Below are 12,960 nucleotides of genomic sequence, written 5' to 3'. Positions count from 1 at the left end.
CCCAATCGCCGGCAAGCCAGCTCCCACAGGATTGCACTGCCTGGGAGGCCTGTGGAGCCCTTGTGGGAGCTGGCTTGCCGGCGATTGGGCCGCAAAGCGGCCCCAGTAATTTCAGAGCCAGCCAGACTTCTTGAAGCTGGCAAACAACCCCGTACACCCCAGCACGATTACCCCCAGTACCCCGAAATACCCATAGTGCCACCCCAGCTCCGGCATGTTCTGAAAGTTCATGCCGTAAATCCCGGCAATCGCCGTAGGGAACGCCAGGATCGCCGCCCAGGCCGCGAACTTGCGTTGCACGATGCTCTGCCGTGACGACTCCAGCAGCATGCCGATCTCTATGGTCTGGCTGGCGATGTCACGGATGCCGGCCAGGTCTTCCATCTGCCGTGTCACGTGGATCTGCACATCACGAAAATACGGGCGCATGTTCTTGTCGATAAACGGGAAGCTCAGGCGCTGCAACTCCTCGCTCACTTCCACCATCGGCGCCACATAGCGGCGCAGGCGCAGGATGTCGCGACGCAGGCTGTGCAGGCGGCGGATGTCGTCTTCCTGCAACGAACCGCCGAGCACGCTTTGTTCCAGCTCTTCGATCTCGCCATGAATGGCCTCGCTGACCGGCTGGTAGTTCTCGGTGACGAAGTCGAGCAGGGCGTACAGCACAAAGTCTTCACCGTGCTCCAGCAGCAGCGGCCGGGCCTCGCAGCGCTGGCGCACCAGGGCGTAGGACTTGGAGTGGCCATTTCGGCAGGTGATTATGTAACCGTTGCCGGCAAAGATATGGGTTTCGATGAACTCCAGCTTGCCTTCGTGGCGCACTGGCGAATAGGTGACGATGAACAGCGCGTCGCCGAAGGTTTCCAGCTTGGGCCGGCTGTGCTTTTCCAGGGCGTCTTCGATGGCCAGTTCGTGCAGGTTGAACTGGCATTGCAGGTTGGCCAGCTCCTCGGCGTTGGGCTCTTCCAGGCCGATCCACACAAAGTGCCCCGGCTTGCGCGCCCACTCGCTGCCTTCGTCGATGCTGATGTTGGTGACCTTTCTGCCGGCGCTGTACACCGCCGATGCCACGACTCGACCCATGGTTGCCCGCTTATTCCGGTTGAACACGGGGTACAGCTTGGGCCGTACCCGGCCCAAGAGCAACCCGCTTCAGGCCAGCTCGTGTTCCATGCGGTCGATGCATTGCTGCATCTGCACCCGGCACTGCTCGATCAGCGCCGGAATGTCCTTTTGGGTCATGCCGGCGGTGGCGATGGGCGGCAGTGAGCGCACTACTACCGTGCGCTGGCGCCAGCTGTTCAGGTTCATGCGCGTGGTGTAGCGGCTGACGCACACCGGCACAATCGGCACACCTGCCTCGATGGCCATGTGGAACGCGCCTTTCTTGAAGGGCAGCAAGTGTTCGCCAGGGTTACGGGTGCCTTCGGGGAATACCCAGATCGAGGTGTCATCCTGCAGCACGCGGGTGGTTTCCTGCAGCGCCTTGCGGGCCTGGTAGCTGTTCTTGCGGTCGATCAGCACGTTGCCGCCCAGCCAGAACAGCTGGCCGAACAACGGCACCCAGCCCAGGCTCTTCTTGCCGATGGCCACGGTGCGTCGTGGCACCGCTTGGCCCACCACGAACAGGTCGTAGTTGGATTGGTGGTTGGCGATGATCACGCAACCGGGGGGCTGGTCCCACAGCGGGCCAACCTCGGCCTTGACCTTGATGCGCATTAGCCAGGTGGCCGGCCGGCTGTAGAGGTGGGCGAATACCCGGCTGTTGTCGGGGTTGAAAGGGCGGCACAGGCCAATGACCAGGCCCACGACGCCAACCACAAGGAAATGCAGCGCCAGCAGAAGCATGCGCAAGGAATAAAGCATCGTACGACTCACACCAGACGGTCGCCGGAGTGTACGGGTGTGCACTGATTCGGGCAAACCTTGGTGTAGGTCTGGGCCGGCCCTTTCGCGGGCACGCCCGCTCCCACAGGATTACCACATGCCTGAAGATTGTGGTTTTCGTGTGGGAGCGGGCGTGCCCGCGAAGAGGCCGGTGCGCCTAGCCCATATGGTGCTGGTCCAGCTCGATCGCCTTGTCCAGCGCCTCCAGCAGGCCTTTGCGTACTTTCAGCTTGGTGTTCTTGTGCGCCAGCATGTTCAGCTTCTTCAATTCACGCGCCGCCGTCAGTGCCGCTTCTTGCAGCTGCTCGGCAGGCACCACCTTGTCGAGGAAGCCGGCATCGACCGCCGCGTGCGGGTCGAACACCTCGGCGTTGATCACCGAGCGGTGGAAGGCTGAGCGGCGCAGGCGGTCGCGGGCCAGTTCGATACCGGCATGGTGCATGGTCATGCCGATCTGCACTTCGTTCAGGCACACCTTGTACGGGCCTTCGACGCCAATGCGGTAATCGGCCGATAGCAGCAGGAAGGCACCCTTGGCCACGGCATTGCCCGGGCAGGCAACCACCACCGGGAACGGGTGCGACAGCAGGCGGCGGGCGAGGGTGGAGCCGGCAGTGACCAGGCCGATGGCCTCTTTCGGGCCGCTGGTCATCACCTTGAGGTCGTAACCACCCGACAGGATGCCTGGCTGCCCGGTGATGATCACCACTGCACGGTCTTCGATCGCGCGGTCGAGTGCGGCGTTGAAGGCGGTGATGACGTCTGGCGAGATGGCGTTGACCTTGCCGTTGTTCAGGGTCAGGGTGGCGATGCCGTCTTCGGCGTGGTAGGTAATCAGCTCGCTCATGGCAGAGTCCTTTTGTTGGCGTGGCGACGACGTTACCCAGCGCCAGAGGCCAGGTAAAGCAGCAAGGCTGACTGGTCGGTCAGTGTTCACCGCGGTCCAAATGCAAATACATGAAAAATTTGAAAAAAGTGCTTGCCAAAGGGGATGTCTTTCACTAAATTAGCGCACCTCGACGGGCCGCAAGGCTTGAAGAGAAACGGTGAAGTGTCCGAGTGGTCGAAGGAGCACGCCTGGAAAGTGTGTATACGAGAAATCGTATCAAGGGTTCAAATCCCTTCTTCACCGCCACATTCTACGAAGAGCCCCCGCGCTGAAAAGCCCGGGGGCTTTTTGTTTTTGGGCTGTTGGGGCTGCTTTGCAGCCCCAAGATCTTAAAAGTTGACCGAAGCCGAAAGCCGAGCGGTACGCGGCGCGCCTTGGAACAGATAGTTATCCCCCAGGTAGTCCCCCACATCGCGCCAGTAGCGTTTGTCGAACACGTTATCCACGGTCAGGCGCAGCACCGTGTCATATCCGCCAATGCGCGTCTGATACCGGCTACCCACATCGAACACGGTATACCCGCCAACCTCCACGTTCCCCGCCTGGCTCGCATACTTGCTGGCGCTGTACCGCGCCCCGCCCAGCAGTGCCAAGCCCGGTACCGGCAGCGAGTATTGCGCGTGCAGTGCTGCCCGGAACCTGGGCACATTGATTGCCTGATGGCCTTCATAGGCATCGGTACCGCTGTTTTTCACCCGCGCACGAATGGCTGCGGCGCTGGCCTGCACTTGCAGGTTCTGGCTCACCCAGCCGCTGGCGCCCAGCTCCAGGCCGGTGTTTTTCTGCTGACCCTGCTGTACGTAGGTGAAGTTGCCAGCACCGTCCGGGCGTGCGTACTGGTAGGCCTGGCGGATCTGGAACAGCGCGGCGCTGAAGCTCACCCCTTGCCAGTCGTGCTTGAGGCCAAGTTCCAGTTGGTGTGAGGTGGTGGGCGCGAGGATTTCGGCGGCGTTGCTGGCAAACCAGGGTGCCGTGCCGCCGGCAGAAAGGCCCTTGGCGTAGCTTGCGTATAGCGTGGTGTCTGGCTGCGGCTTGTAGATAAGTGCAGCAGTGGGCAGCAACTCGTATTGGCGGGTATGGCGCCCGGCAACACCGTTCTCGTCCCAGGTCTTTTCATCCAGGCGCACTTCACGGGCGCCCAGCACGGTCTGCCACTGTTCGTTGAAGCTGATGCGGTCGCTGACGAACAGGCCGTACTGGCGGCTGTCCAGCCGGCGTTCGCTGGCGCCGACAGCTTTGTCGGACGGGTCGAAGGCGGGGGCGCCGGTGTAGATGTTGCCGGTACCAAGCCACTCGTTGTAGTACGGCCGTTGATCCAGCGTGCGCCGCTGCGCACTGGTGCCCACGGTCAGTTCATGCTCCACGCCCAGCGCATCGAAGTGCCCGTTGAGCATGGCCTGTGCTTCATCGGTGCGGCGGGTGTCGTCGGGGCTGCGGAAGTCGTAGATGTCGTAGTCGCCGTTGCTGCCAAAGAACGCGCCTTCGCTCGAACCCCAGGCAAACGCGCTGTAATCGTCGATCACCACCTTGCTGCGCGAGGCACTCAAGGTGCCGGTCCAGGCCTCGTTGAAGCGATACTCGAAGCGCCCGCCCAGGTTCAGCGAGTCGTTTTGCACAGGCTTTGCCCAATCCTGGTAAGCCAGGCGGTCGTCCGGGTCGATGCCGTGGGGCACTTCGGTGCCACCCAGCAGTTGATAACCCGGCACCGAGCGCTGCTCGCGGTGCTGGTATTCGGCATCCAGCTGCAGGGTGGCATCCGGGCTGATCTGCCAGTCGAATGCCAGCGAAGCGAAGTCGCGTTTGCCATCTGCGTGGTCGACGTAGGAGCGGATGTCTTCATGGGCGAGGTTGGCGCGCAGGCCGAACTGTTTTTCGCTGCCAAACCAGCCGCCCAGGTCGGTGGCCAGGTAGCGTTCGCCTTGTTCGCTGGTCGACACCGTCACGCTGCGCACATCCTCGGCGCGCTTGGTTACGTAGTTGATCAGGCCGCCCGGCTCCGACACACCGCTTTGCAGCCCCGACAAGCCCTTTAGCAGCTCTACCTGCTGCTTGTTCTCCAGGGCCACGTTCTGCTCGCCGGCGATGGTCTGGCCGTTGATGCGGTAGCTGCTGGCGGCATTCAGCTCGAAGCCTCGGACGTTGAAGTTTTCGTAGTAGCCGATGGGGGCGTAGCTTTCGCCAACCGAGGCATCGCTTTGCAGCACTTCGCTGAGCTTGCGCACCTGGCGGTCTTCCAGCAGTTGCTGGCTGAACACGCTGATGGCGGCAGGGGTATCAAGCAAGGGCGCGGGCTGGAAGCTGCCCACCGCTGCCTGGCGAGCCTGGTAGCCGTCATTGGCATAGGTGTCGGACACCTGCAGTGGGGCCAGCAACACGCTGTCTTCGGCGAGCACAGGGGGGCAATGCAGGGCCAGGCCCAGGCTGAGCAGGCTCAGGGGCAGGCGGGGGTGACACGGGGGCATGCGGGGCTCCTGGATGGGCACAGGCCATGAAAAAGGCGGCATCTTAGCAGCCGCCTTCAGCATAAAACGATCCAGGCCCCGCTATATTCAGCCCTGGTTGGCGGGGCGCTTGTGCTGGCGCCAGCTGTCATCGATCTTCGACCAGGTTTTGCCGTCGGTAATGGCCATGAGCTTGCGCCCATCCTTGAAGGTGGCCAGGAAGGTGGCTTCTTGCTCCTTGCCGCCTAGCCACAGCCCGGCAAGCAGCCCCACCGGCCCGGCTACCAGGGCCCCGGCGACGCCCCAGCCCAGGGCGCTGCCCAGGCTGCGGTTGGTTTCCAGGCTGGCCAGCCTGAGGTCGCTGATGCGGGCCAGGGAAATCCGCTCACCCGGGGATGGGCTGCGCGGGGTCTTGAGTGTGAGCGATCCATTGCGATACTCGCCTTCACCTTGCAAGAAATCGCCGGATTGCACCGTGAGTCTTGTCATAACGTCGTCCTGTCGGGAAAGGGCATTGACCAGCGCCTAATGAGCGCTGCACGGGCAGGCAAGTCAACGACCATGCGACGGAGGGTAGTGTGGTGCATTGCCGCGCACAGGGGTTACACGGTGGTTTTGCGGGCAGATACAAGCCACACCAGCAACGCCAGCCCGCCAATCACCAGGCCCGCCACCACAATGCCCATCCAGCCCTGGTGCTGGAACAATTGCGTGCCCAGCAACGACCCCAGCGCCCCGCCAATGAAGTAGCAGGTGATGTACCCGGCGTTCAGCCGCGTGCGTGCCTCGGGGCGCAGGGCGATCACCGCGTTCTGGTTGCTCACGTGCACCAGTTGCACCGCCAGGTCGAGCATCAGCACACCCAGTAGCAGGGCCAGCAACGAGTGCTCGGCAAAGCCCAGCGGCACCCACGACAGCAGCAACACCACCAGGCCCACGGTAGTACCCAGCGCGCCCTTGCCGCGGTCGGCCAGGCGCCCGGCCCAGTTGGCCGACAGCGCACCGGCCGCACCGGCCAGGCCGAACAGGCCGATCGCCGCATCCGAATAATGGTACGGGCCCTTGGTCAGCAGGAACGCCAGGGGCGTCCAGAACAGGGCGAACAGGCTGAACGCCAGCAGGCCGAGCAGCGAGCGCAGGCGCAGCACCGGTTCTTCAATAAACAGCCGGAACACCGAGCCTATCAGCGCCGGGTACTTCAGCCCGGCATGGCTGTGGTGCTGCGGCAGGCTGCGGTACAGCGCCACGGCGGTGATCGCCATCAGCACAGCGGCTAGCACATAGATGCTGCGCCAGCCGCCCAGCTCGGCCATGAAACCGGCAGCGGTACGTGCCAGCAGGATGCCCAGCAGCAGGCCGCTCATCAGCGTGCCGACTGCGCGCCCACGCTGATGCGGCTCGCTGAGGGCCGCGGCCATGGGCACGAGGATCTGCGCCACCACCGAGAACAACCCGGTCAGCGCCGTGCCGAGGAGCAGCCAGGGCAGGCTCGGCGCACAGGCACTGATCACCAGGCCTAGGGTAGCAATGGCGGTCATCACGGTGATCAGCCGGCGCTGCTCGAACAGGTCACCCAGTGGCGCCAGCAGCAACAGGCCGGCGCCATAACTGAGCTGCGCGGCGATGACGATGCTGCCGGCGCTGGCAGTGCTCAGCCCGAACTGCTGGGCGATGCTGTGCAGCAGTGGTTGGGCGTAGTAGTTGCTGGCCACGGCCAGGCCGGTGGCGGTGGCCATCAGCAGGATCAGGGCGCGGCTGAGAGTGGGGGCGTTCATGCGGTTCTCGTGGCGGGCAGTAGTAAGTGGGGCGATTATCAGGAAGTGTCAGGCATGACACCAATGTATAGTTTTCAACTTATCCATCTTGAAAGCAGATAGATCGATGAACCTCAAGCAGCTCGAATACGCCCTCGCCGTGGCCGATACCGGCAGTTTTACCCGTGCGGCCGAGCGTTGCCATGTGGTGCAGTCGGCGCTCAGCCACCAGGTGGCGCGGCTGGAGGCGCAACTGGGCGTAAGCCTGTTCGAGCGTAGTTCGCGGCGGGTGCGCCTGACGCCTGCCGGCGAGGCCTTTGTGCTCAGCGCCCGGCCAGCGGTGGAGGCTGCCCGGCGCATTGCTGATGACGTGGCCGCGGCCTGCGGGCAGGTGCGTGGGCGGCTGGCGATTGGTGAAATCAGCTCGCTCACGGCGCTGGACCTGGTAGACCTGTTGGCAGTGTTCCACGGTCGATTCCCCGATGTGGATGTGCGCTGGATCACCGCCAAGAGCGAATTGCTGGTTGCCGATGTGGTCGAGCGGCGCCTGGACGTTGGCTTCATTGGCCTGTGGCAGGGCGAGGTGGTGCAGGGTGTGCAGCATCGCTTGCTGGCCCGGGAAGAACTGGTGGCGTTGTTGCCGATTGATCACCGGCTGGCCGGCCGCGGGCAGCTGGCACTGGCCGACCTGGCGGATGAAGTGCTGGTGGACTTCCCCGAAGGCACCGGTGCGCGACGGCAGACGGATGAGGCGTTTCAGGCCGCAGGGTTGCAGCATCGGGTGCAGTTCGAGATCGGGCATGTGCGCCTGGTGGAAAAGTTTGTGCAGCGGGGCATGGCGGTGGGCCTGGTGCCGGAGCGGGTGGCCCAGGGTTTCGACGGTGTGGCACTGACGCGGTTGGTAGATGCGCCGGTGCGGCACCTGTATGCCGTGTGGTCCTCCAGCCCTACGCCGGCTGCCCGGGCGTTTCTGGAGGTGATGGAGCAGCATCTGGGCTGCAATGATTGAGCCTGGTCTGGCCCCATCGCCGGCAAGCCAGCTCCTACAGGCCCCCCACAGGTTCAGGGCCTGTGGTGATCCTGTAGGAGCTGGCTTGCCGGCGATGGGGCCAGAACAGGCAACCATCAAATCAAGCTGCAAACCCACCATCAATGGTCAGACTTGCCCCGGTGATATACCCCGCCTCCGGCCCCGCCAGGTACGCCACAAAGCTGGCGATCTCTTCCGGCTCGCCATACCGCCCGATCGCCATCAACGGGATCAGGCTCTCGGCAAACTCGCCGCTGGCGGGGTTCATGTCGGTGTCCACCGGCCCCGGCTGTACGTTGTTCACGGTAATGCCCTGTGGCCCCAGGTCACGCGCCATGCCACGGGTCAGGCCAACCAGCGCCGACTTGCTCATGGCGTAAGGCGCTCCACCGGCAAAGGGCATGCGCTCGGCGTTGGTACTGCCAATATTGATGATGCGCCCGCCCTGGCCCATGTAGCGCGCTGCGGCCTGGCTGGCGACAAACACGCTGCGCACGTTCACCGCCAGCATGCGGTCGAAGTCGGCCAGGTCGAATTCGGTCACCGGTGCCACCGTCAGCACGCCGGCGTTGTTGACCAGGATATCCAGCCTGCCGAAGGCCTTCACGGCGTCATCCACTGCCAGTTGTACGGCGGCTGCGTCGGCGCTGTCGGCCCGCAGGGCCAGGGCTTTGCCACCGTTTTCGGTAATTTCGCGGGCCAGCTCTTCTGCCGGGCCTGCGGAGCTGACATAGGTGAAGGCCACCTGCGCACCTTCGCGGGCCAGGCGCCGCACGATGGCTGCGCCTATGCCGCGGGAACCGCCCTGAACCAGGGCCACTTTGCCTTCGAGTGAAAGTTGCTTGGACATGCTGATCTCCTGCTGGAAGCCAGGCCGAAATGCCTTGGATGGGCAAAGTATCGGCGCTTGATTACCTGCTGATAAGATGGCAATCACTATCAGCAGAGTAAACCTTTGGTTGCTAATCATGGCCGTGGAATCGTTCAACGCGTTGGAATGCTTCATCCGCAGTGCCGAAGTTGGCAGTTTTGCCGAGGCTGCCAGGCGCCTGAGCATTACGCCCGCCGCCGTGGGCAAGCATGTGGCCCAGCTGGAGGCGCGCCTGGGCGTGCGGTTGTTCCAGCGTAGTACCCGCAAGCTGAGCCTGACGGAGGCGGGGCAGCGTTTTCTTGGCGAGGTCGGCGACAGCTTCCGCACTATCCAGTACGCCGTGGCCAACCTGGCCAGCGCCGAAGGCCAGCCAGCCGGGCTGTTGCGGGTGAGCATGGGCACGGTGTTCGGGCGTTTGTATGTGTTGCCTTTGCTGGGCGAGTTCTTGCGCCGCTACCCGGCCATCACCCCGGATTGGCATTTCGACAACCGCCAGGTCGACCTGATCGGCCAAGGCTTCGATGCAGCGATTGGCGGTGGTTTCGATCTGCCGCCGGGGGTGGTTGCGCGCAAGCTGACCCCGGCCCACCGGGTGCTGGTGGCAGCACCGGCCTACCTGCAGCGGCACGCGCCGATTGACGACCCCCAGGTGCTGCAGCGGCACGATGGCATCCTGATCCGCTCACCGCAGACCGGGCGGGTGCGCTCGTGGCCATTGACCAGCCGCTGGCAGGTGCAACAGCCGATGCAACTGCGCCAGGCGATGACCATGAGCGATTCGGACGCGGCTTGCGCGGTGGCCGAGCAGGGGCTGGGGATTGCCCTGGTGAGCCTGCCGTTTGCCGTGCCTTACTTGCGGGGTGGTCGGCTGCGGCGAGTGTTGCCGGACTGGTACGTGGATGACGGGCATATCAGCCTGTATTTTGCCGAGCACAAGCTGATGCCGGGTAAGACCCGGGCGTTTATCGATTTTGTGGTGGAGCAGTTTGCCGAACAGGGGTTGGCGGGGCGGTTCGATGCCTTGCAAACCCTTTAGGTGTGTATTGCCTGACCGGGCCCTATCGCCGGCAAGCCAGCTCCCACAGGGACCCCACAGTATTCAGGCCTGTGGTAATCCTGTAGGAGCTGGCTTGCCGGCGATAGGGCCCGATCAGGCAATACCGGTAATGAGCAATGCCTGCGCCCCCAGGCTCACCTCATCATCCACCCGCTTGCCCATCAATTGCTGCCCCAGCGGTGAGCGCGGGGTGATCACGGTCACCAACTCATCTCCCTCGCCAATCTTCAACCCCGCCGCCTCAGGCCCGAGGAACAACCGGCGCTGCCCGCCAGCTTCATCTTCCAGGGTCACCAGGTTGCTGATCTGCACCCCACGCGCCGGGTCATGGTCGCGCAGCAGCAATTGCTGGTAGATCAGCAGCGCCTGGCGGATTTCGGCGCTGCGGCGGGCCTGGCCGGTGGCCAGGTACGAAGCTTCCAGGCCCAGGGTGTCGTACTTGTTCTCGGCAATGTTCTCTTCGGCGGTGGCAGTTTCGTAGGCGCTTTGCGCCGCACGGGTCAGCACGTCGAGGTCATGCTCGAGGGTGGCGACGATCTGCGCCAGCAGGCGGGTCTTGTCCATGGTCAGTAGCAGAACTCCAGCACATTGGCCTGGCTTTTGTCGGTGGGGGCGGTACGGTTCTGCTGCATCCAGAACTGGCATTTGGGGCTGTTGAGGTTGCGCGGGTTGCCCTGGGCGGCCTCGGCGGCCTGTTGCAGTTCCTGTTTGCGCAGCATGTCCTTGTAGTGCTCGAACATCTCGGCTTGGGCGTCTTGTGCCGGGGCTGGCGCCGAGGGGGCGGCAGGCCGGTACACGCTGGGGGCCACGGCCTGGGCCAGCGGCTGCACCTGCTGGGGCCACAGTTGCAGCGCCAGCCACAGGCTCGCGGCAATGGCCACGGCGCCCAGCCACAGGCCAAAGGCAACGCATACAATCAACGGCAGCGGCTTGAGGGTGATTTTCAGTTCACGGTGGCGGGCCATGGCAGCCTCCTGGCAGGGTAGGTCGGGTGCATTGTCGCATGCGCTTGGGCATTTTTCCGTGCGGGTGCTTTTGTCGGCGACAATTTATCCGCAGAATTCGCGGTTTTTGCACCAGAACGGGAGGGGCGCATGAAAGCCACCTGGGACATTTTCTGCAGTGTCGTCGACAACTACGGCGATATCGGTGTGACCTGGCGCCTGGCCCGGCAACTGGTGGCTGAGCATGGCTTGGCGGTACGCCTGTGGGTAGACGACCTGCAGGCATTCACGCCCATGTGCCCAGGGGCGGATGCCAGCGCTGCGCAGCAGTGGCAGCACGGTGTGGATGTGCGTCAGTGGCCGGCGGCCTGGCTGCCGGTGGCACCGGCGGATGTGGTGATCGGTGCCTTCGCGTGCCAGTTGCCGGCGGCTTACGTAGAGGCAATGCGTGCCCGCGCCACGCCGCCGCTGTGGCTGAACCTTGAATACCTCAGCGCCGAGGACTGGGTGGAGGGCTGCCATGGCTTGCCTTCGCCGCAGCCCAACGGCCTGCGCAAGGTGTTTTTCTTCCCCGGCTTTACCGAGAAAACCGGCGGGCTGCTGCGCGAGGGCTCGCTGCTGGCGCGGCGCGGCGCGTTCCAGCAATCGGCCGAGGCACGCCAGTCGTTTCTGCAGGGGCTTGGTGTAGAGCCCGAGCAGGGGGCCTTGCTGCTCTCGCTGTTTGCCTACGAAAACCCGCAATTGGCCACTTGGCTCGATGCCTTGGCCACAGGCGCGCAACCTTGCCACCTGCTGGTGCCGCAAGGGCGCATCGTCGCGGGGCTGAGCCAGTGGCTTGGCGAGGCGCTGCTGCCAGTGGGCAGTGTGCGCAAGCGCGGGGCGCTGACCGTGCAGGTGCTGCCTTTCGTCAGCCAGGACGACTTCGACCGGCTGTTGTGGAGTTGCGACTTCAACGCGGTGCGCGGCGAGGACTCGTTCTTGCGTGCGCAGTGGGCCGGGCAGCCGATGCTGTGGCACATCTATGTGCAGGACGAGAACGCCCACTGGGAAAAGCTCGAAGCGTTTCTGGCGCATTATCGACGCGGCCTGTCAGATGAAGCCGATGCTGCCCTGCTCGGCCTTTGGCGTGCCTGGAACATGGACCGTGACATGGGCCAGGCGTGGCAGGCAGCCCGCGAGCACTGGCCAGAACTGCAACAGCATGCCCGGCTGTGGGCGGTTCGACAGGCCGCTCAGCTGGACCTTGCCACAGCGCTAGTACACTTTTACCGAAATTCGCTATGATACGCGGCCTCGATTTTTATAAATCCATCCAGATTCGGATACTTCGTAATGAAAACTGGTAAAGAGCTGAAACCCGGTACCGTCCTGCGGATCGACAACGACCCGTGGCTGGTTCAAAAAGCTGAGTTCACCAAGTCGGGCCGTAACAGCGCGATCATGAAGACCAAGCTGAAGAACCTGCTGACCGGCTACAAGACCGAAACCGTATACGGTGCGGACGACAAGCTGGACGACGTGATCCTGGATCGCAAAGAAGCGACCCTGTCGTTCATCAGCGGTGACACATACACCTTCATGGACACCACCGACTACACCATGTACGAGCTGAACGCCGAAGACATCGAGGCCGTTCTGCCGTTCATCGAAGAAGGCATGGAAGACATCTGCGAAGCTGTGTTCTTCGAAGACCGTCTGGTATCGGTAGAGCTGCCGACCACCATCGTGCGTAAGGTTGCCTACACCGAAGGTTCGGCTCGTGGCGACACTTCGGGCAAAGTCATGAAGCCTGCCAAGCTGGCAAACGGTACTGAACTCAGCGTTGCTGACTTCATCGAAATCGACGACCTGATCGAAATCGATACCCGCGAAGGCGGTTCGTACAAAGGCCGTGCCAAGAAGTAATTCTTCTTGCAATGTGCACAAAAAACCCGGCCTCGGCCGGGTTTTTTGTGCCTGTGTTTTCGCCAGTTCTCGATGCTTGCTCCGACGGGCTATGACCCATGGCTAACTCAGCACCCTGTAGGAGCAGCCTTGTGCTGCGAAGAGGCCATTGCAGCCGAAGATAATCTTTAGCCTTACCGGCC

Annotated in this window: 13 protein-coding genes and 1 tRNA gene; 5 read left to right on the top strand and 9 right to left on the bottom strand. The window is 63.3% G+C overall.

What is annotated here, in order from left to right; all coding sequences use genetic code 11:
• Positions 1-111: 111 nt before the first annotated feature.
• The 3 genes from ACN6NG_RS22265 to ACN6NG_RS22255 form a co-directional block, all read right to left on the bottom strand.
• Entirely contained in the window at positions 112-1,083 is a 972-nt protein-coding gene (locus ACN6NG_RS22265) for a magnesium and cobalt transport protein CorA (RefSeq protein WP_024717731.1), read from the bottom strand.
• 69 nt (positions 1,084-1,152) lie between these two features.
• The gene (locus tag ACN6NG_RS22260) at positions 1,153-1,866 is read right to left on the bottom strand and encodes a lysophospholipid acyltransferase family protein (RefSeq protein ID WP_353456634.1); all 714 of its coding nucleotides are present in this window, start codon (positions 1,864-1,866) and stop codon (positions 1,153-1,155) included.
• Between the two features lie 178 nt (positions 1,867-2,044).
• Positions 2,045-2,734: a crotonase/enoyl-CoA hydratase family protein gene (locus tag ACN6NG_RS22255; protein ID WP_049274869.1), complete on the bottom strand. Its 690-nt coding sequence runs from the start codon at positions 2,732-2,734 to the stop codon at positions 2,045-2,047.
• Positions 2,735-2,932: 198 nt separating this feature from the next.
• Here ACN6NG_RS22255 and ACN6NG_RS22250 point away from each other — a divergent pair.
• Positions 2,933-3,022 (top strand) — tRNA-Ser (locus tag ACN6NG_RS22250).
• Between the two features lie 83 nt (positions 3,023-3,105).
• Here the strand turns inward: ACN6NG_RS22250 and ACN6NG_RS22245 are convergent.
• The 3 genes from ACN6NG_RS22245 to ACN6NG_RS22235 form a co-directional block, all read right to left on the bottom strand.
• The gene (locus ACN6NG_RS22245) at positions 3,106-5,238 is read right to left on the bottom strand and encodes a TonB-dependent siderophore receptor (RefSeq protein ID WP_353456635.1); all 2,133 of its coding nucleotides are present in this window, start codon (positions 5,236-5,238) and stop codon (positions 3,106-3,108) included.
• An 87-nt stretch (positions 5,239-5,325) separates the two neighbouring features.
• Positions 5,326-5,706, bottom strand: coding sequence for a hypothetical protein (locus ACN6NG_RS22240; RefSeq protein ID WP_016500947.1), 381 nt, complete (start codon positions 5,704-5,706; stop codon positions 5,326-5,328).
• Between the two features lie 113 nt (positions 5,707-5,819).
• Complete coding sequence (locus ACN6NG_RS22235; protein WP_063425528.1) at positions 5,820-6,992, bottom strand: MFS transporter; 1,173 nt, start codon at positions 6,990-6,992, stop codon at positions 5,820-5,822.
• Between the two features lie 106 nt (positions 6,993-7,098).
• On the opposite strand from ACN6NG_RS22235, the gene ACN6NG_RS22230 reads away from it, so the two are divergent.
• Positions 7,099-7,980, top strand: a complete 882-nt coding sequence (locus ACN6NG_RS22230; RefSeq protein ID WP_063425526.1) for a LysR family transcriptional regulator — start codon at positions 7,099-7,101, stop codon at positions 7,978-7,980.
• 121 nt (positions 7,981-8,101) lie between these two features.
• Here the strand turns inward: ACN6NG_RS22230 and ACN6NG_RS22225 are convergent, their stop codons facing one another.
• Complete coding sequence (locus ACN6NG_RS22225) at positions 8,102-8,851, bottom strand: 3-oxoacyl-ACP reductase family protein (RefSeq protein WP_049274873.1); 750 nt, start codon at positions 8,849-8,851, stop codon at positions 8,102-8,104.
• A 118-nt stretch (positions 8,852-8,969) separates the two neighbouring features.
• On the opposite strand from ACN6NG_RS22225, the gene ACN6NG_RS22220 reads away from it, so the two are divergent.
• Positions 8,970-9,908 carry a LysR family transcriptional regulator gene (locus ACN6NG_RS22220; protein ID WP_353456636.1) on the top strand — a complete coding sequence of 313 codons (939 nt, stop codon included), beginning with the start codon at positions 8,970-8,972 and terminating at the stop codon, positions 9,906-9,908.
• Between the two features lie 114 nt (positions 9,909-10,022).
• Here ACN6NG_RS22220 and ACN6NG_RS22215 read toward each other — a convergent pair whose 3' ends face one another.
• A complete protein-coding gene (locus ACN6NG_RS22215; RefSeq protein ID WP_063425519.1) occupies positions 10,023-10,493 on the bottom strand; it encodes a GreA/GreB family elongation factor in 471 nt (156 codons plus the stop codon).
• Between the two features lie 2 nt (positions 10,494-10,495).
• Entirely contained in the window at positions 10,496-10,894 is a 399-nt protein-coding gene (locus ACN6NG_RS22210; RefSeq protein WP_063425517.1) for a hypothetical protein, read from the bottom strand.
• A 129-nt stretch (positions 10,895-11,023) separates the two neighbouring features.
• On the opposite strand from ACN6NG_RS22210, the gene earP reads away from it, so the two are divergent.
• On the top strand, positions 11,024-12,157 hold the full coding sequence (gene earP / locus ACN6NG_RS22205; RefSeq protein ID WP_169725107.1) for an elongation factor P maturation arginine rhamnosyltransferase EarP: 1,134 nt from the start codon (positions 11,024-11,026) through the stop codon (positions 12,155-12,157).
• Between the two features lie 48 nt (positions 12,158-12,205).
• The gene (locus tag ACN6NG_RS22200; protein ID WP_016485440.1) at positions 12,206-12,778 is read left to right on the top strand and encodes an elongation factor P; all 573 of its coding nucleotides are present in this window, start codon (positions 12,206-12,208) and stop codon (positions 12,776-12,778) included.
• Positions 12,779-12,960 lie beyond the last annotated feature (182 nt).

Source organism: Pseudomonas sp. TSO6 (assembly GCF_056098905.1).
Note: the sequence above shows the minus strand (reverse complement) of the source record. Positions and strands in the feature narration are given on the sequence as shown.